Here is a 17,174-nt window from a genome sequence, read left to right as displayed (position 1 = left end):
GTGCGATTGATCTGTCAACTACCACGAACCCAACAGGGGGTCATTTGTGTCCCAGCCGCCGCCATACCCCGGGCCGAACACCGGCCCAAATAATCCCGCCCCGGGAACACCGCCCCCGGGGTACCAGCAGCCCGGATTCCCGCCACCACCCGGATACGGCCCACCACAGCCGCGCAAGAAACGCGTCGTCTGGCCGTGGGTCATCATTGGCGCCATAGTCCTGCTCTGTGGCGGATGCTTCGGCATCGTTGGACTCGCCGACAACGATTCCAAATCCGCTGACGGGACGAACCAACCTGCCCCCGGCACTCCGAAAGCCGGCAAGGATGTTGCTTCCGCAGGGTCCGCGGTACGGGACGGCAAATTCGAATTCGTGGTCACCGCTATCGATCCCCCCACCAAAACGATCGGCGAAAACCAGTTCCTGCGCTCCACCGCGCAGGGTGAATACATTGTCATTCACGTCGATGTCAGTAACATCGGCAACGAGCCGCGTTCCTACTTCGGGTCGAACCAGAAGCTGTATGACGATCAGGGCCGTGAGTTCACGAACGACACGAAGGCCGAGATCAACGTAAACGAGCATCTCTCAGCGGATATCAATCCGGGCAATAGGGTATCGATGAGGATCGTGTTCGACGTTCCGCCGGGTTCGGTTCCGGCTGTGCTGGAGTTGCACGACAGTATGCTCTCGGGTGGTGTGAAGGTCGCATTGCGCTGAGCTTCAAGAGGCAGCTTCGATCTCGTGCCCGTGCGGCGCACAGTGGCTGTGCGCCGCACGGTCTTTCAGAGGTCGGCGATGGCCGCCAGCGGCGGCGTGCGCGCCGCGCGCACCGCGGGCCAGAGTGCAGCGAGCACCCCGACGACCGCCGAGCTGACCAGCACGAGGGCTAGCTGACTCCACGGAATGGCGATCTGGTCTAGTCCGAGGTCGCGCAGCGTGCGCAGGAACCCGACGCCGAGGCCCAGCCCCAGCACCATGCCCACGATCGCGCCGAACACCGCGATCAGCATCGACTCCAGATAGATCGTGCGGCGCACTTGGGCGCGTTGCATACCGACCGCGCGCAGCATGCCGATCTCTCTGCGCCGCTCCACCACCGACAGCGCCAGCGTGTTGACGATGCCCAGGATCGCGATCACCACCGCCAAGGCGAGCAGGCCGTACAGGATGGCCAACAGGGTGTTGATCTGTCTGCCCTGCGCACCTTTGAACTCCTCGCGGTCCTGCACCTGCACCACCACGAACCGCTCGGTGGCCTTCTCCAGGTCGGCCCGCATCTGGCTGATGTCCGCGCCCGGCTGCGCCTCGATCAGCACCAGGAAGTTGGTCCGGAAGTTCAGCGGGACCACCTCGTCGTAGACCGTCTGCGACACCACCATCGGACCGAGCAGCGGGTTCTTCTTGTACAGGCCGGTGACCGTGAGCGGGACCTTCTTGCCGTCGACGCTGGTCGGGGTCACCTGGTCGCCGACCTTCCACCCACGGTCGGCGGCCTCGTCCTCCGACACCAGCACGTCGCGGGCGCCGAGCGTGTCGCTGCCGCGCACGATCTCGTAGTTCAGCACCCCGTTCAGCGGACCGTCCGGTGACGAGGCGAACACTTGCTCGTCGCCGAGCTTGAACCCGGCGCCCCGCATGCCCACCGCCTGCCGCACTCCCGGCACGTCGGTGCGCGCGGCGTCGGCCGCACCGAACGGCACGCCGAGCAGCTGCGGGCCCGCCAGCACATAGTCGGCTCGCACACCCTTGTCCACCAGCACACCGACGCTGGCCTTGGCCGAGGCGCCCAGCATGCCGATCGCCGAGACGAGCATCAGCCCCAGAGTGAGCGCGAACGCCGTCGCGGCGGTGCGGCGCGGATTGCGCGCCGCGTTGTTGCGCGCCATGCGCCCGATCGGCCCGAACGGGCGCACCAGCACCCCGAGCCCGCCGACCACCGGCCGCGACAGCGCGGGCGCGGCGAGCAGCACCGCGAAGATCAGACCGAGGGCGCCGACCCCGACCGTGGCGGCCGCCGTACCGCCGGTGCGCTGCGCACCCAGCACGACGAAACCCGCGCCGAGCACGGCGAGCACCACGCCTGCGACGGTGCGCCAGCGCAGCGACTCGCCGGTGGACGCGAACTCCTCGCGCATAGCCTGCACCGGTGGGATCCGCGCGGCGCGGCGCGCGGGTGCGTAGGCGCTCACCACCGTCACCACCAGACCGACCAGCAGCCCGACCACGATGGTGCGCGGCCGCACCGCCATCGATCCGGTCGGCAAACCGAGGTCGAACGCGTTCAGCACCGCCGACAATCCGAACGCGAGCGCGACGCCGCCCGCGAGGCCGATCACGCTGCCGATCAACCCGATGACGAACGCCTCGGCTACCACCGACCGGCCGACCTGCTGCCTGCTCGCGCCGACCGCGCGCAGCAGCGCCAGCTCCCGCAACCGCTGGGCGACGATCATCGAGAAGGTGTTGTAGATGATGAACGTGCCGACGATCAGGGCGATCGCGCCGAAGGCGAGCAGGAAGTAGTTGATGAAGTTGAGCGCGTTGGAGACTTCTTTTTTCAGGTCCGCGCGCACCTGGTCGCCGTTCTGCACTTTGTAGCCCGGCAGCTCTCTGGCCAGGTTGTCGCGTAGCTCGTCGCCGGGAAGGCCGGTGGCCGCGAGGTCGACGTAGGCGACGTGCAGGCCGTCGGTGAACAGCTTGCGTGCCTGCGCGTCCTCGAACAGCACCCCGATGAAGCCGCCGGTGTCGGACGGGACCTCGTAGATCCCGGTGAGGGTCACGTCGATGGGATCGGCCTGGGAGGGGATGAGGATCTTGGTCCGGTCGCCGATCTTCAGCCCGGCTCGCTCGGCGCCGCCGGTGTTCAGCGCGATCTCGCCGGATCGGGCGGGCGGGACGCCCTGCAGGAACTTCTCCGGCTCCGCGACGGCCTGCTCCGGCGGCAGATACGACTTGCCCAAAGTAGGCGCCCCGCCGGTCTGCACCGATTTCTTACCCGTCGGATCGAGCAGGACCACCGGTCCGTTCACGCTCGGCGCGACGGTGCGGACGCCGGGATACTTCACCAGCTCGTCCACCACGTTGTTCGGAATGCCCTGCGCTTGGCGCTCTTTTGGGCTCACCCGGACGTCGACGCCCTTCGCCTCGTTGGCGAAGATCCCGTCGAAGGTGCTCTGCAACGTGTCGGTGAACACGAACGAGCCCGCGATGAACGCGGTGCCGAGCACCACCGACAACAGCGTCAGCGCGAGACGCACTTTGTGGGCGGCCAGATTGCGCAGCGCCACCTTCCGCATCGGATTTGCGGCCATCACGCGCGCCCCCGAATCTTCCGCGAACTCCCGGTCACGCCTGCTCCAACGCTTTCATCCGGTCGAGCACCGTGTCGGCGGTGGGATCGCGCATCTCGTCGACGATGCGTCCGTCCGCCAGGAACACCACCCGGTCGGCGAACCCGGCCGCGTGCGGTTCATGGGTGACGATCACGACCGTCTGCCCGAACTCGTCCACCGCGGCGCGCAGGATCGACAGCACCTCGGCCGAGGCACGGGAATCCAGATTGCCGGTGGGCTCGTCACCGAAGATGATCTCCGGCTTGCCCGCGAGGGCACGAGCACAGGCCACCCGCTGCTGCTGCCCGCCGGACAGCTCGCTGGGGCGGTGGGTGAGCCGGTCGACCAGCCCGAGCCGCCGCAGCACCGTATCCAGCCATTCCTGGTCCGCCTTGCGCCCGGCGATGTCCAGCGGCAAGGTGATGTTCTCCAGGGCGGTGAGCGTCGGCACCAGGTTGAACGCCTGGAAGACGAACCCGATCCGGTCCCGTCGCAAGCGCGTCATCTGCTTGTCGGACAGGCTGGTCAAGTCGGTGTCGCCGATCCGGACGGTGCCGGAACTGGCGCTGTCGAGCCCGGCCAGGCAGTGCATGAGAGTCGACTTGCCCGATCCCGACGGGCCCATGATCGCGGTGAACTCGCCCTTCGCGAACTCGGCCGACACTCCGTCCAATGCCCTGACCTGGGTGTCACCTGATCCGTAGACCTTGGTCAATTCGATAGCGTGGGCCGCCACATCGGTCGGAGCCACCGTGTCGGCGATGTCGGCGCCCAAGGCTTGCGAAGTCATGCCGTCCAGTCTTACCGGCCGAGCGTCCACATGCCATCAGGGAAGACCCTGTGTTTGATTGCCGCGACCTTTGTCGCGGCGTGTTCGCGGCCCCCTTATGGCTCGCGAACGGCGCATGCTCGGTCTCGCTTCGCTCGAAAGACGGGGTTGGGGTGCGCTGGGCGCGTAGATATGGAACTCGGTACTCGGTGCACGCGGCTGGAAGTGGCCGTGCCGCGTGGTGCGAGGGGTCATGACCGCGCCGGGTGTTCCGGTGCGGCGGACGGCCGAGGTAGGTGCTCGGTCGCCTTTGCGGTCGCGGGCTCCGGCTAGGGGTGCTCGGTGCCCACCACCCACTCGAAGGCGGAGGCTTTCGAGCGGGCGCCTTCGAGGGCGCGTGACCGGTTGGGTTCGCCGAGTTCGGCCAGTAGTTCCTCCGACATCTCGACCAAGGCGGCGAGCGTCGTGGGGGTGAACCAGTCCGGTCTGGTGGCGAAGAGGATGTCCTCGGAGGCGGTGTTGCCGCTCGCGCCGGGTGCGAAGGGGCAGCCGCCGAGTCCGCCCAGAGCGCCGTCGACCATGTCCGCGCCGGCCGCGACCGCGGCGAGGGTGTTGGCCACGCCCATCCCCCAGGTGTCGTGACCGTGGAAGACGACGCGGCGCGGGGGCGTGCGGTCGCGCACCGCGGCGACGAGTGCGGCGACCTGGCCGGGATAGGCCTGTCCCAGCGTATCGGCCAGGACGATGTCGTCCGCGCCCTCGGTGCGCGGATCACAGGCAATTGCCAGCACCCGCTCCGGGTCGACCGGGCCGTCGAAGGGGCAGGTGAAAGCCGTCGCCAAACACAATTGGATCGACCCGCCCACCTCGCGGGCCAGTCGCACCGCGTCCGGCATCGCCGCGACGCTGTCGGCGGTGTCGCGCCCGATGTTCGCCCGATTGTGCGCGTCGGAAACCGAGAAGCAGTACTGGAAGTTGCGCACCCCGGCCGCGGCGGCCTTCTCGACGTGCCGCGGCGTGGCCACCCACACCCAGCAGCGGCGCAGTTCCTCCGGCGTCAGCGCGGCGACCAACTCCATGCTGTTGGCCATCGGCGCGACCAGGTCCGGACGCGCCATCGAACCGATCTCCAGCGCGGGCACACCCAGCGCGAGCAGGCGGCGCACGATGTCCACCTTGCGCTGCACCGGCAGCAACTTGCCGGTCAGCTGTAGTCCGTCGCGCAACGTGACGTCACGCAGCACCGGCGCGGTCATCGCTGGTCCCGCTTCTGACGGCGGCCGCACATCACACCGCCCCATGGCTTCTCGCCCGCGCCCGTGGGATTCGGCTGCACCGCGGGCCTGCTGCTGCCCGGCGCACGCAGTTCCCATGCGCCGCGTCCTTCCGGACGCCTCCGGTCGCGCGGCTGCATGGTCATGGCGCCTCCAACGCGTCGATCTCGGCCGCACTCATGCCGAGCACCTCCGACAGCACTTCCCGGGTGTGCTCACCCAGATCGGGGCCGACGGTACGGATCGGAAGGGATTGCTCGCCGATCACCGGGACGATGCCGGGAAAACCGACCACCTTGGGCTCCGGCGCGCCGACGTCCACGGCGAACGACTGGATCATGTTGCGCGCCCGATACTGCTCGTCGGCCACGATGTCGGCCGCGGTGTAGATCGGGCCGCACGGAATCGCGGCGGCTTCGAGGATCTTCAACGCCTCGGCGCGGCTGTGCCGGACCGTCCACTCGCCGATGGCCGCGTCCAGCCGCTCGCGGTGGCGCCAGCGGCCCGCGTTGTCCTGGAGTTCCGGGTCGGCGGCCAGGTCGGGCCGATCGATGACCGCCATGTAGCGCTGGAAGATGGCGTCCCCGTTGCCGCCGATGATGACGCTGGTTCCGTCCGAGCACGGGTAGGCATTGCTCGGCGCGATTCCCTCCATCCGACCGCCAACGCGTTCGCGCTGGATACCGTAGGCGAGATAGTCCGGCACCAGCGATTCCATCACCGACAGGATCGCCTCGTTGAGCGCCACGTCGATCACGCGCTCCCGCAGCGGAACCGGCGTGTCCGGATCGGTGCGGCGCTCGCGCTGAAACAGCGCCATCACGGTGCCGAACGCGGCGTAGATGCCCGCGATGGAGTCTCCGATCGACACGCCCGTGCGCACCGGAGGACGATCCGGATCGCCGACCAGTTCGCGCAGGCCGCCGACCGCCTCGGCGACCGCGGCGAACCCGGGACGCTGCGCCAGCGGCCCGGTCTGCCCGTAGGCCGAGATCCTGGTGATCACCAGCTCCGGATTCGCCTCGTTCAGCACCTCCGGGCCCAGGCCCCACTTCTCCAGCATGCCGGGCCGGAAGTTCTCCAGCAGGACGTCACAGCGCCGGACCAGGTCGAGCACGACGCGCCGACCCGCATCGGTGCGAAGATCCAGCGTGATCGACTTCTTGTTGCGGTTGATCGTCCGATAGAGCATCGAGGTGTCACCGCCGTAGAGCCGCCAGTTGCGCAACTCGTCACCGGCTTTCGGGCGCTCCACTTTGATCACCTCGGCGCCGAAGTCACCGAGGATGCGCCCCGCGGTCGGCGCGGCGATGTAATTGCCGAGTTCCAGGACGCGCACCCCGTCCAGCGGCCGAATACTCATGGCAACCAGTGTGGACCATGTTGGTTTTGCGGCGCCTGCGGCACCGCGTGTTCGCGGCCCCGAGAAGTCTCGCGCCCGAGCAACCGAGACTCGCGCCTACGGCTGTGTTCGATTTGCGGCGCCTGCGGCACCGCGTGTTCACGGCCCCGAGAAGTCTCGCGCCCGAGCGACCACCGCTGGCGACTGCGTCGCGTACGCGGCGGCCACTCGGCCGCGAGACGGGCCGCGAACGTGCTCGTAAGACTCGCACTCGACGGGGTTGGGTCGGTGTGCTCCTCCGGATCGGGGCGATGCCACGGATTCTGATTTGCGCGTTGTGTCCGATTGCGCGCTTACTACTGCGCGGGTGCCTCTGCCACTGGACATGAGAGGTGGGCCGTCGGCGACGGGGATCACACCCAGAGGTCTGTGCAGGCTGCGCGAGCGGCCATTCGCGCAGCCGGGGTCGTATCCGCGTTGGCGGAGAGGCCGACTTTCGGCCAGTGGGAATCGCTCCGTGGTTAGCCGCCCCGCCCGAAGGACACCGCATGGCCCCTCAATAGCCGGGCTCGCGCCCGGCAACCATGCGGGGCCCCGCTCAGGACGCGAGCAGCTGGGTGTTCTCGATGATCGAGTAGTGCTCGGCGTCGCCCGCGATGATGGTGCTCGCCGCGCCGTCGACGCCGACCGGGACGTCGCCGGCCAGCGTGATCCGGGTCAGTTTGCGCGGTTGGTCGTCGTAGTCGTCGATGGCGTAGTGCTGGGTGGCGCGGTTGTCCCAGATGGCGACGTCGCCCGGCTCCCAGTTCCAGCGGGTGGTGTTCTCCAGACGGGTCACCCGGTCCTGGAACAGCCGGAACAGCGCGTGCGACTCCGTGCTGGACAACCCGACGAAATGCTTGACGAAGTGGCCGAGCAGCAGGGCCCGCTCCCCGGTCTCGGGGTGCACGCGCACCACCGGGTGCTCGGTCTCGTAGAAGGTGGACTCGAATTCGGCGCGGTAGGCGGCGGCGTTGGGACCCTGCTCATCCCCGGTGCGCGCGGCGTAGTCGTAGACGTTGGTGTGCACGGCGCGCAGGGACTCGGCCAGCCGCTTGAGCGGCTCCGGCAGCGACTCGTAGGCCGCGACGGTGGACGCCCACGTGGTAGCGCCGCCGTAGGGCGGAAGGTGCACCGCGCGCAGCACCGACGCCTTCGGGATGCGGTCGACGAAGGTGACGTCGGTGTGCCAGCTGTTGGCGCGGCCGTTCTCGGAATCGATCGCCAAGCTCTTCACACCGTGCGAGGTCACCGTGGGGTGCGGGGTGGTCGGCGAGCCGAGCAGCTGGGCGAACTCGTACTGCCCGTCCTCGGTGAGATGATCCTGCCCGCGGAAGAAGATGACCTTGTGCTCCAACAGTGCGCGATGGATCACTTCGACGGTGGCCGCGTCCAGATCGCCGCCGAGCCGGACGTTGTCGATCCGCGCGCCGATCCGGGCGCCGAGCCTGGTCACCGAGGCGGTGGATGGGGTGGCGGTTGCGACCGTCATGAGATCACCTTCGCTGTCGAGATCGGTTACTGCTCCGTCGAGCACACCACCGAAACCACCTCGCCGACCAGGATTTCCATCGCGCTGATCACAACACAGGCCACCCGAACCGACCCGGGTGCGAGCACTTACGAGCCGTTACACATGCTCGCGCAAGTACTCCAGGTCCTCCGCGAGTCCGTCGGCCGGAGTTTCCAGGACCACGGGCGCCCCCGCGGTGCGGCACACCTCGGCGAGCAGTTGGGGGTCGATGGTGCCGTCGGCGAAATTGGCGTGCCGGTCGGCGCCGGAGTTGAACTCGTCACGGGATGAGTTCAAGTGCACCAGGTCGATTCGTCCGGTGATCGCCTTGATCCGGTCGACGGCGCCGACGAGTTCCTCACCGCCTGCCCAGGCGTGGCAGGTGTCCAGGCAGAATCCCGCGCCGTAGTCGCCGACCGCGTCCCATAGCCGGGCAATGGAATCGAAGTGCCTGGCCATGGCGTGATTGCCGCCCGCGGTGTTCTCGATCAGGATCGGAACCGCGAAACCGCCCTTGTCCTGCTGACGCTCGAATAGTTTGCGCCAGTTGTCGATCCCGGTGTCCAGCTCGGCATCGGAACGCACGTGCCCGCCGTGCACCACCAAGCCGAACGCGCCGAGTTCGGCGGCCGCCTTCGCCTGCTGCGCCACCGCGTTGCGCGAGGGCATGCGCAACCGGTTGTTCAGGCTCGCGACGTTGATCTGATAGGAGGAGTGCACCACGACCTCGATCGGGCTCGCGAGGATCTCCTCGGTCCGCGGATGCGGGGTGGGTTTGTCCCAGCTCTGTGGGTCGACCACGAACATCTGGATGACGTCGGCGCCGAGTTTCTCGCCGAAGCCGATCGGGTCGCTGTCGAGCCGGACGTGTGCTCCAATGCGCATGCCGGTCAGCGTAATGAGTGGGTGTGTCAAAAACGGTGACAGGGCCGAGTGGCCCGCGTCGTCGATCGAGGTTTCGTCGCGACTGTTGCATCCCGATGGCCCGGCGAGATACATGGATAGTGTCCGCGCGCTCGACTCGAGAAGGGGGTGTAACGGTGTTGCAGATCGGCGATGTCTTCGCGGGCTATGTCGTCAAGCGCGTCCTCGGCCACGGCGGCATGGGCACCGTCTACCTGGCCCAGCATCCGCGCCTGCCCCGGCTGACGGCGTTGAAGCTGCTCAAACGCGACCTGTACGCCGACACCCACATCCGCCGCCGCTTCGAGCGCGAGGCCGACCTGGTCGCGCGGCTGGACCACCCGAACATCGTCACGGTGTTCGATCGCGGCGCCGAGGAACAGCAGCTGTGGATCTCCATGCAGTACGTGCCCGGCGCGGACGCCTCCTGCGCGGACGTCGATGTGCTCGCTCCCGCCCGCGCGGTGCGGATCGTGGCCGATACCGCCGCCGCGCTCGATTTCGCGCACGCCAACCAGGTGCTGCACCGCGACGTGAAACCGGCCAACATCCTGCTGGCCAAGGCGCCGATCGGGCAGCCGGAGCGGGTGTTGCTCACCGACTTCGGCATCGCGGGCATCCGCGGCGCGGAGAGCACGATCGGCTCGTCGGGCACGATCACCGCGACCCTCGCCTTCGGCGCGCCGGAACAGCTGATCGGCCATCCGCTCGACGACCGGGCCGATCAGTACTCGCTGGCCTGCACGCTGTTCTGGATGCTCACCGGCGCGCCGCCGTATTCCGGCGGGAATCCGGCGGCGGTGGTGCACAAGCATCTGTACGCGCCGATCCCGTCGCTCAGCCGCATACGTCCCGGCCTGTCGCCCGCGCTGGATCCGGTGCTGGCTCGCGCCATGGCCAAGCGGCCCGCGGATCGATTCGCCAGTTGCGCCGAATTCGCGGCCGCGGCACAGGATGCCCTGGCCGGACACTCCGACCGGCATCGGACGGCGCCGCCGCACGGCCTGCACGCCGACCTGCGCCCGACCGCTCCGACGCATCGCACACCCGCGAACACGCCGCCGCATCCACCGCCGCCGCACCGAGCGACGCCGCAGGAACCTCCGCGCCCGCCCGCGTCGCGTCCGAGTTTCCCGCCGCCGCGCCGCCCCGTGCACCCCGGCGTGATCGAGTTGCCCAACCTGCCGATGCGCCCGGGATCGGCGGTGCGGCCGCACCAGCAACCTCCGGACCCCCGGCCTCCGCCGGATGGTGCTGCCTCGTCGTCGGCCCCCGCGTCACCACGCTCGACGAGCGATAGGCGGGGCGTGACTACTGCTATGGTTTCGATGTTTTCCGTGGTCGGGCCGACTCCCTGCCACGCATTCTTATGCTGTACGCCTGTTCGCCGGTGGGTCCCGGCGGGCGGCGGGAAGTGGAGCAGTCATGCTGGCCAGCGGTGACGTTTTCGCCGGCTATGTCATCGAGCGGCAACTCGGCCGCGGTGGCATGGGTTCGGTTTATCTGGCGAAACATCCGCGGCTGCCGCGGATGACCGCTCTGAAGCTGCTGAATCGGGAGATGTTCTTCGACAAGGAGGTGCGGGCGCGGTTCGAACGGGAGGCGGATCTGGTCGCCCAGCTCGATCACCCGAACATCGTCACGGTCTACGACCGCGGGCTCGAGGACGAGCAGCTGTGGATCTCGATGCAGTACATCGACGGCATCGACGCCGCCTCGGTGGAACCGAAATCGCTGCCGTCCGAACGCGCGGTGCAGATCATCAAGGAGACCGCCGACGCGCTGGACTACGCGCACGGCAGCGGGGTGCTGCACCGTGACGTGAAACCCGCCAACATCCTGCTGGCCCGCTCCACCGCCGGTCGCGGTGAGCGGGTGTACCTCACCGACTTCGGCATCGCGCGGCTGCGTGACGACACCGGTCATCTCACCCAGACCGGAACGTTCACCGCGACCCTCGCCTACGCCTCACCCGAGCAGCTCACCGGCGTCGCGCTCGACCACCGTTCCGACCAGTACTCGCTGGCGTGCTCGCTGTTCTGGTTGTTCACCGGCACCGGCCCGTTCTCCGCGACCAACCCCGCCGCGGTCATTCAGGGGCATTTGCAGGGCGCGCCGCCCGCGCTGAGCAGTGTCCGGCCCGGGTTGCCCTTCGCACTGGACGGTGTCCTGTCCAAGGCGATGGCCAAGCGACCGGATGACCGATTCGGCAGTTGCGCGGAGTTCGCCGCGGCCGCAAAGCAGGCGCTGACCGGTTCCAGCGTGCCGTCGATGCCGGTGGTGGGCGGTCCGCGTCCCGTCACCGGCCCACCGCACCCGACCTCCGGCCCGCGCCCGAACTCCGGCCCGCACCCGACCTCCGGCCCGCGCCCGACCTCCGGCCCGCACCCGGCCACCGGGCCACAGATCCCGACCACCGGTTCGCCGTATCCGGTGGCACAGGGGCATTACGCCAGCGGCCTCGGCCACCAGGTGAACGCTCCGCACACCAGCGGCCCCAATTCACTCGCCGCGGCGTCGCCCGCGACTCCGCCGCCCGCTCCGGTGGCCAATTCCGGTCCGCAGACCGGCCCGGCGCCGCACCCGACGGCCGTCAACCCGTACGCCCACCAGCAGCCCGGGTTCGCCTCGTTCGCCGCGCCGCCCGCGCCGCCGCACGGCGCGCACCGCTACCCTTCGGCCGGTCCGCCGCCGAAGAAGAACACCGGTCTGATCGTCGGACTGGCGGTGGGCGTGGTCGTACTGATCGTGGTGGTGCTCGGCATCATCGGCGCGGTCTCCGATTCGGGCTCGAACACAGCGGGCACCACGACCACGACAGTGAAGCCGAACCTCGTCGACGCGACCCCCGAGTCGATCAGCGCGGAGTTCCCGCGGATGGTGCCCGCCTCGAAGACCGAAGAGATCGGTTACAACGGCGCGGATTGCTGGCTGGCCTCGCCCAGCTCGCCGCCGTCGCCGTCCAAGGGCGACCCGGAGTTCGGCGACTGGGCCGCGCAGTGGCGCTGCTTCAAGGGCGGCAACAACGACGATCCGTACTACCGCATCTACGCCTACAAGACCCCGGCCGACGTGCAGGCCGTGCTGCAAGGACTGCCGTCCTCGGCCACCAAGTCCACCGACACCAACGGCGGCAAGTCCTACACCAACTACAAGTACGTCGACGAAGGCGCGAAGATGGTCACGGCGTTCACCGGCGACCCGGATCGGACCCAGTTCCTGATGTACACCGACGGCTTCGCCCACACCACCATCGACGAGCTGCTGCGCTGGTGGCGCTCGGCTCCGCTGAACTGACCCATGCTGAGCACCGGCGAGGTATTCGCCGGGTACACCATCGAACGCCTGCTCGGCCGCGGCGGGATGGGATCGGTGTACCTGGCCCGGCATCCGCGGCTGCCCCGGTTGACGGCGATGAAGCTGTTGAACCCGGAGCTGTTCGACGACAAGGAGATCCGCGCCCGCTTCGAGCGGGAGGCGGACCTCGTCGCGCGGCTGGACCACCCGAACATCGTCACGGTGTTCGACCGGGGCGTCGAGGGTGACCGCCTGTGGATCTGCATGCGCTACATCGACGGCACCGACGCCGCCGCGCTGGACGCGCGGACGCTGCCGCCGCCGCGGGCGGTGCAGATCATCGCGGCGACGGCCGAGGCGCTGGACTTCGCGCACAGCCGCGGCGTGCTGCACCGCGACGTGAAACCGGCGAACATCCTGCTGGAGCGCGTCGAGGGTGCGCCGGAGCGCGTCTTCCTCACCGACTTCGGCATCGCCCGATTGCGGGACGACGCGGGCGGGCTCACCCAGACCGGGACCTTCACCGCCACCCTGGCCTACGCCGCGCCGGAGCAGCTGTCCGGTGCGCCGCTGGATCACCGCTCCGATCAGTATTCGCTGGCCTGCACACTGTTCCGGTTGCTGACCGGTACCGTGCCGTTCGACGCCACCAATCCGGTCGCGGTGATCCAGGGCCATCTCAGCGCCCCGCCGCCACAGGTCAGCAGGATGCGTCCCGGGTTGCCGGTGGCGCTGGACGCCGTACTGGCCAAGGCGATGGCCAAGCACGCGGCCGAGCGCTTCGACTCCTGCGGTGAGTTCGCCGCCGCCGCGTGGCAGGCGCTGGCCGCGCCGGCGGCGCCGTGGCCGCCGAGCGATACGGCGCACCGGGCGGAGGGGCCGCTCGCGCAGCCCGGGGCGAATCGCCCGACGCGACGTTCCCGCCGGAGGGCGTCGGTGGGCGCCGCGATCGGGCTGGCGATGGCGATCGGCGTAGCCGCTCTCCTCGTGGCGGCCTCGCTGCGCGGCACCACGCCCGCCGGCTCGGCCGCACCGGCGACGACGGCGACCGCGTCGGCCACCGCCGCCACCACGCCGCCGACCGGCAAGCGTCCGACCACGACCGTCGCGGCCACCACGGATCGGGCCACCATCGGCGCCCGCGCGGCGCAACTGAGCGCGGCGTTCCCGGACATGCTGCCGCAGACCTCCGCCGAGCGCCTGGTGCACTCCGGGACCGGCTACAACAAGGCGGGCTGTTTCGCCCACCCGCCGGACTCCTCGGCGACGCGCGACCACGACGACCCGGACTTCGGCGCCTGGCTGGTGATGTGGAGTTGCTTCGGCGGGCCGAACAAGGCGTCCTTCGACTTCTACCTCTACGACTCGGCCGCCGACGCGCAGGCGGCCCTCGACGCGTTACCGGCCAACGACCGGGCGGCCGCCACCAACGACAGCGGCCACAGCTATACCAACTACACGCTGCACGACAGCCGCAACCTCCGCCCGCGGATGGTCACCGCGTTCTCCGACGCGGGCCGGGCGACCATGCTGATGTACAGCGCCGGATTCATCGCCACCGACGCCGAGTTCCTGGAGTGGTGGAAATCCGCGCCGCTGCACTGAGTTGGGTCAGTCGAAGACGTAGTGCGTGAAGGCGTGGGTCGGATGGAAGCCGATCTTCCGGTAGATCCGGTTGGCCGTGGCGTGGGCGCTGTCGGCGAACAGGCAGACGTCCAGGCCCTCGGCGCGCAGCAACTGTGCGACGTGCGCTGTCGCCGCGCTGGCGTAGCCGTGCCCGCGGGCGTGGGGCGGGGTGTAGACCGGGCCGATCCGTGACCAGCCCTGGATCGGGATCTGGTGGCCCGCGAGACTCACCGGTTCCCCGTCTCGTTCCCACAACCACCAGCGGCCGGCTTCCACACGGCGCCGGATCGCCGCCTCGTCCAGCCCGGACGCCATGCCGGACTCCTCGCGCATGGCCGCCAGCCATTCCCGGCACAGCGGGACATCGGATGTCGTGGCGCGGCGTGGCGCTCCTGCCACGTCCGGGATCCGCAGCGTGCCGAGCCGGTGCAGCCGGGTGACGTAGCTCTGGTGGAAACCCTTCCCCAGCAGCGCGCACCAGTGCTGGGCGAACGCGGTCGCGTCGTCGACGACGCCCTCGACCCCCGCGGTCTGCGGGACCACGTCGGCCAGTGCGCGAGCGACCGCCGGAATGCCTTCGGGCGGTAGTTCGCCCAGGTAGACGTCACGACCGGCCACCCGCATCGCCGCGCCGACGACCGAATCGTCCGGGCCGTGCACCGAGACGAAGCGCGATTTCTCGGCCGGGGCGTCGAGGCCCGTGACGTGGTTGGCCACACTCGTGGTGAGCACGGTGTGGCGCAACGGATCGCGGAGCAGAAACGACCCCGCGACCGAGCGGAACTCGGCGGCGTCGGTGGTGATCTCGATCCTCATGGGATCACGGTAGGCGCCGAAATCGTTGCGCGCCCGCGTTTCTCGTGCCGAGTGCGGATCAGGGGCCGAGCCGACCGGCCGGTTGTCTCAGTCGGCTTCGCCGCCACCCGCGCGGAGTTTGAGCAGCACCAGTCCCGCGGTGCACGCGAGAATGAGCCCGGCGACGGTGATTTCGACGTGCAGGCCGGCGATGCCGAGCACCGCCCCGACGAGTCCGCCGATGAAGATCAGCCAGGCGAGCGTCCGCGACAGAATCGTGGACAGCGTGCGCGCCTGCTGGTTCGACGCGGGATGCTGTGTCGTTGCCGACACCGCATCTTCCGCGGCGTGGGATGAACCACGCCGCGACGCTGTCGAGTAAGCTCCCATCATCTACTCCTCGATGACGCCGGTCAGAGAACCACTATCACGTTCTCACACAACGTGTCTCTCATCCTGAAACCGGCGTCTCACGCGTAACTTTGCTCACACACGCTACGACTCCGGGACGCCGGAAGATAGCGACACGTGCCCGCGACACGCCGAAGAGACCAATTCGATATCTGAATCAGGACCGTTTTACCCACGCCGTCCGGCGTACCCCCAGCGACCACTCGCCTCGCCTGGCCGACCGGCCTCGATTATGGTGAGTCGACTCGATACACACGAGGAGCGTCACCGTTGGAAAGCAGCAGGGCCAAGATCGCCGGTCCGGCGATCGCCGCGGGAGCGGTTTCCATCGGACTCGTCCTGATCGGCGCCTGCGGCGTCGGCAGGCAGGACACCTACATCCCGCCCCCGCCGTTGAAGGCGGGCGAATACGCCGAACCCGTGGTGCGCGAGAGCACTACCGGCACGACCACGCCCAGGGTCGTCATCCCGCCCTCGCCCACGTGGCGGATCGCGCCGGCCGATCAGCGGCACCCGACCCCGTTCGCGGGCTTCATCAGCAGCACCACCGCCGAACCGACCACGCGGAATCCGCACGAGGACACCGCGCAGACCACGCCGCCGGAGGATACGAGACCACCGGCCGCCGCGCGGACGCCCACGAGCGAGTCGTCGGACGAGGCACCCCCGCAACTGCGCACGGACCCGCAGGACGAAGACGAGTGACCCGCGGTGGTGCGTACCCACGCACCACCGCGGCGCTGCTCACAGTTCGGGCAGCTCGTAGTCGCCCACCCGGGAGCTGAGCACCCGCAGATGCTCGAGCCCACTGCCGAGGGTGCGCTCGATCGCGGTCAACCGGGCCACGTAGTGGCCGACCGGGTACTCCGCGGTGACGCCGATGCCACCGTGCATCTGGATCGCCTCCTGCCCGATGTGCCGGGCCGCGCGGCCGACTTGCAGCCGTGCGCGCGACGCGATCACCGGATCGTCGGATCCGTCCGCCAGCGACGCCGTGGCGTACAGACTCATGCTGCGCGCCAGTTCCAGCGAGACGTACATGTTGGCCGCCCGCTGGGTGAGCGTCTGGAACTTCGAGAGGGTGACACCGAACTGCTTGCGCTGCTTGAGGTAGTCGGTGGTCAGCCGCAACGCTTCCGCCATGGCGCCGACCGATTCCGCGCACAGGCTCGCCTGCGCGTGCGTGACCACCGACGCGATCGCCTCGGCCGCGTCCGCCCCGCCGAGCCGCTCGGCGGGCGCGTCGGTCAGCTCCAGCTGCGCGCCGCGCTGACCGTCCACCGTGCGGTAGGACTTGCGGACCACACCCGTCGCGTCCGGTGCGACCAGGAACAGCCCCACACCGCCGTCCGGCAGCGTGGCGCTCACCACCAGCTCGTCGGCGCTGTCACCGTGCGGGACGGGGTTCTTCACGCCGGTCAGCGTGTACGAGTCCCCCTGCGCCTCTGCGGTGGTCGCCAGTTCACTCGACGGCCAGCGCGTCCCGGGCTCGGCGTGGGCGAAGGCGAGCAGCTTCTCGCCCGAGGCGACCTCGGGCAGGATCCGCTGCCGCTGTTCCGCGCTGCCCGCCGCGGTGATCAGCCCGCCGGGCACCAGCACGGCGTCCAGGATCGGTTCCGGCGCGAGCCTGCGGCCCACCTCCTCCAGCACGACCATCGTCTCCACCGGACCGGCGCCGACGCCGCCGTCCTCCTCGGCGAAACTCAGGCCGAGCACGCCCAGTTCGGCGAGCTGCCGCCACACCTCGCGGCTCCAGCCCAGTTCGGAGTCGACGACCTTCAGCCGGGATTCGGCGTCGTAGGTGCGGGCGAGCAGGTCACGGACCGTGTCGCGGAGCATGACCTGTTCATCGGTGAGATCGAAATCCAT

The 17,174-nt window shown here is 69.2% G+C and carries 15 protein-coding genes; 5 read left to right on the top strand and 10 right to left on the bottom strand.

Features of this window, described 5'->3' with window-relative positions:
* Positions 1 to 46 precede the first annotated feature (46 nt).
* Entirely contained in the window at positions 47 to 721 is a 675-nt protein-coding gene (locus HOV91_RS06460) for a DUF4352 domain-containing protein (protein ID WP_312884493.1), read from the top strand.
* Positions 722 to 786: 65 nt separating this feature from the next.
* Here the strand turns inward: HOV91_RS06460 and HOV91_RS06455 are convergent, their stop codons facing one another.
* From HOV91_RS06455 to HOV91_RS06425, 7 genes are all read right to left on the bottom strand, one after another.
* Complete coding sequence (locus HOV91_RS06455) at positions 787 to 3,315, bottom strand: ABC transporter permease (protein ID WP_174184530.1); 2,529 nt, start codon at positions 3,313 to 3,315, stop codon at positions 787 to 789.
* Between the two features lie 34 nt (positions 3,316 to 3,349).
* Complete coding sequence (locus tag HOV91_RS06450; RefSeq protein ID WP_174184529.1) at positions 3,350 to 4,126, bottom strand: ABC transporter ATP-binding protein; 777 nt, start codon at positions 4,124 to 4,126, stop codon at positions 3,350 to 3,352.
* Positions 4,127 to 4,434: 308 nt separating this feature from the next.
* On the bottom strand, positions 4,435 to 5,361 hold the full coding sequence (locus tag HOV91_RS06445; RefSeq protein ID WP_174184528.1) for a hydroxymethylglutaryl-CoA lyase-like TIM-barrel protein: 927 nt from the start codon (positions 5,359 to 5,361) through the stop codon (positions 4,435 to 4,437).
* Positions 5,358 to 5,525 carry a hypothetical protein gene (locus HOV91_RS06440; RefSeq protein WP_174184527.1) on the bottom strand — a complete coding sequence of 56 codons (168 nt, stop codon included), beginning with the start codon at positions 5,523 to 5,525 and terminating at the stop codon, positions 5,358 to 5,360. The genes HOV91_RS06445 and HOV91_RS06440 overlap by 4 nt, the downstream gene beginning before the upstream one ends.
* The gene (locus HOV91_RS06435) at positions 5,522 to 6,742 is read right to left on the bottom strand and encodes a CaiB/BaiF CoA transferase family protein (RefSeq protein ID WP_174184526.1); all 1,221 of its coding nucleotides are present in this window, start codon (positions 6,740 to 6,742) and stop codon (positions 5,522 to 5,524) included. Before HOV91_RS06435 ends, HOV91_RS06440 begins: the two co-directional genes overlap by 4 nt.
* Positions 6,743 to 7,319: 577 nt before the next feature.
* The gene (locus HOV91_RS06430; RefSeq protein WP_174184525.1) at positions 7,320 to 8,252 is read right to left on the bottom strand and encodes a TauD/TfdA dioxygenase family protein; all 933 of its coding nucleotides are present in this window, start codon (positions 8,250 to 8,252) and stop codon (positions 7,320 to 7,322) included.
* A gap of 138 nt (positions 8,253 to 8,390) precedes the next feature.
* Positions 8,391 to 9,158 (bottom strand): deoxyribonuclease IV, encoded by a 768-nt coding sequence (locus HOV91_RS06425; protein WP_174184524.1) that lies wholly within the window; start codon positions 9,156 to 9,158, stop codon positions 8,391 to 8,393.
* A gap of 155 nt (positions 9,159 to 9,313) precedes the next feature.
* Here HOV91_RS06425 and HOV91_RS39750 point away from each other — a divergent pair, with 155 nt between their 5' ends.
* From HOV91_RS39750 to HOV91_RS06410, 3 genes are read left to right on the top strand one after another with little or no spacing between them, the layout of a single operon-like run.
* Positions 9,314 to 10,618 (top strand): serine/threonine-protein kinase, encoded by a 1,305-nt coding sequence (locus HOV91_RS39750; RefSeq protein ID WP_312884492.1) that lies wholly within the window; start codon positions 9,314 to 9,316, stop codon positions 10,616 to 10,618.
* Positions 10,602 to 12,473 carry a serine/threonine-protein kinase gene (locus tag HOV91_RS06415; RefSeq protein WP_174184523.1) on the top strand — a complete coding sequence of 624 codons (1,872 nt, stop codon included), beginning with the start codon at positions 10,602 to 10,604 and terminating at the stop codon, positions 12,471 to 12,473. The genes HOV91_RS39750 and HOV91_RS06415 overlap by 17 nt, the downstream gene beginning before the upstream one ends.
* A gap of 3 nt (positions 12,474 to 12,476) precedes the next feature.
* Positions 12,477 to 14,078, top strand: a complete 1,602-nt coding sequence (locus HOV91_RS06410; protein WP_174184522.1) for a serine/threonine-protein kinase — start codon at positions 12,477 to 12,479, stop codon at positions 14,076 to 14,078.
* A gap of 6 nt (positions 14,079 to 14,084) precedes the next feature.
* Here the strand turns inward: HOV91_RS06410 and HOV91_RS06405 are convergent, their stop codons facing one another.
* Positions 14,085 to 14,915, bottom strand: coding sequence for a GNAT family N-acetyltransferase (locus HOV91_RS06405; protein ID WP_174184521.1), 831 nt, complete (start codon positions 14,913 to 14,915; stop codon positions 14,085 to 14,087).
* Between the two features lie 87 nt (positions 14,916 to 15,002).
* On the bottom strand, positions 15,003 to 15,227 hold the full coding sequence (locus HOV91_RS06400) for a hypothetical protein (protein WP_174184483.1): 225 nt from the start codon (positions 15,225 to 15,227) through the stop codon (positions 15,003 to 15,005).
* A 348-nt stretch (positions 15,228 to 15,575) separates the two neighbouring features.
* Between HOV91_RS06400 and HOV91_RS06395 the strand changes: the two genes are divergently transcribed.
* Entirely contained in the window at positions 15,576 to 16,010 is a 435-nt protein-coding gene (locus HOV91_RS06395; protein WP_174184520.1) for a hypothetical protein, read from the top strand.
* 39 nt (positions 16,011 to 16,049) lie between these two features.
* Here the strand turns inward: HOV91_RS06395 and HOV91_RS06390 are convergent, their stop codons facing one another.
* Positions 16,050 to 17,174, bottom strand: coding sequence for an acyl-CoA dehydrogenase family protein (locus HOV91_RS06390; protein ID WP_174184519.1), 1,125 nt, complete (start codon positions 17,172 to 17,174; stop codon positions 16,050 to 16,052).

Source organism: Nocardia barduliensis (genome assembly GCF_013315795.1).
Lineage (GTDB): Bacteria > Actinomycetota > Actinomycetes > Mycobacteriales > Mycobacteriaceae > Nocardia > Nocardia barduliensis.
The sequence above is the reverse complement of the archived record's forward strand: the minus strand, read 5'-3'. Positions and strand labels throughout refer to the sequence as shown.

Coding starts and splice junctions, on each gene's coding strand:
- HOV91_RS06445 (WP_174184528.1), bottom strand. CDS start 5,361: ATGACCGCGCCGGTGCTGCGTGACGTCACGTTGCGCGACGGACTACAG.
- HOV91_RS06415 (WP_174184523.1), top strand. CDS start 10,602: ATGCTGGCCAGCGGTGACGTTTTCGCCGGCTATGTCATCGAGCGGCAA.
- HOV91_RS06425 (WP_174184524.1), bottom strand. CDS start 9,158: ATGCGCATTGGAGCACACGTCCGGCTCGACAGCGACCCGATCGGCTTC.
- HOV91_RS06450 (WP_174184529.1), bottom strand. CDS start 4,126: ATGACTTCGCAAGCCTTGGGCGCCGACATCGCCGACACGGTGGCTCCG.
- HOV91_RS06455 (WP_174184530.1), bottom strand. CDS start 3,315: ATGGCCGCAAATCCGATGCGGAAGGTGGCGCTGCGCAATCTGGCCGCC.
- HOV91_RS06390 (WP_174184519.1), bottom strand. CDS start 17,174: ATGGATTTCGATCTCACCGATGAACAGGTCATGCTCCGCGACACGGTC.
- HOV91_RS06435 (WP_174184526.1), bottom strand. CDS start 6,742: ATGAGTATTCGGCCGCTGGACGGGGTGCGCGTCCTGGAACTCGGCAAT.
- HOV91_RS06440 (WP_174184527.1), bottom strand. CDS start 5,525: ATGACCATGCAGCCGCGCGACCGGAGGCGTCCGGAAGGACGCGGCGCA.
- HOV91_RS06410 (WP_174184522.1), top strand. CDS start 12,477: ATGCTGAGCACCGGCGAGGTATTCGCCGGGTACACCATCGAACGCCTG.
- HOV91_RS06405 (WP_174184521.1), bottom strand. CDS start 14,915: ATGAGGATCGAGATCACCACCGACGCCGCCGAGTTCCGCTCGGTCGCG.
- HOV91_RS06430 (WP_174184525.1), bottom strand. CDS start 8,252: ATGACGGTCGCAACCGCCACCCCATCCACCGCCTCGGTGACCAGGCTC.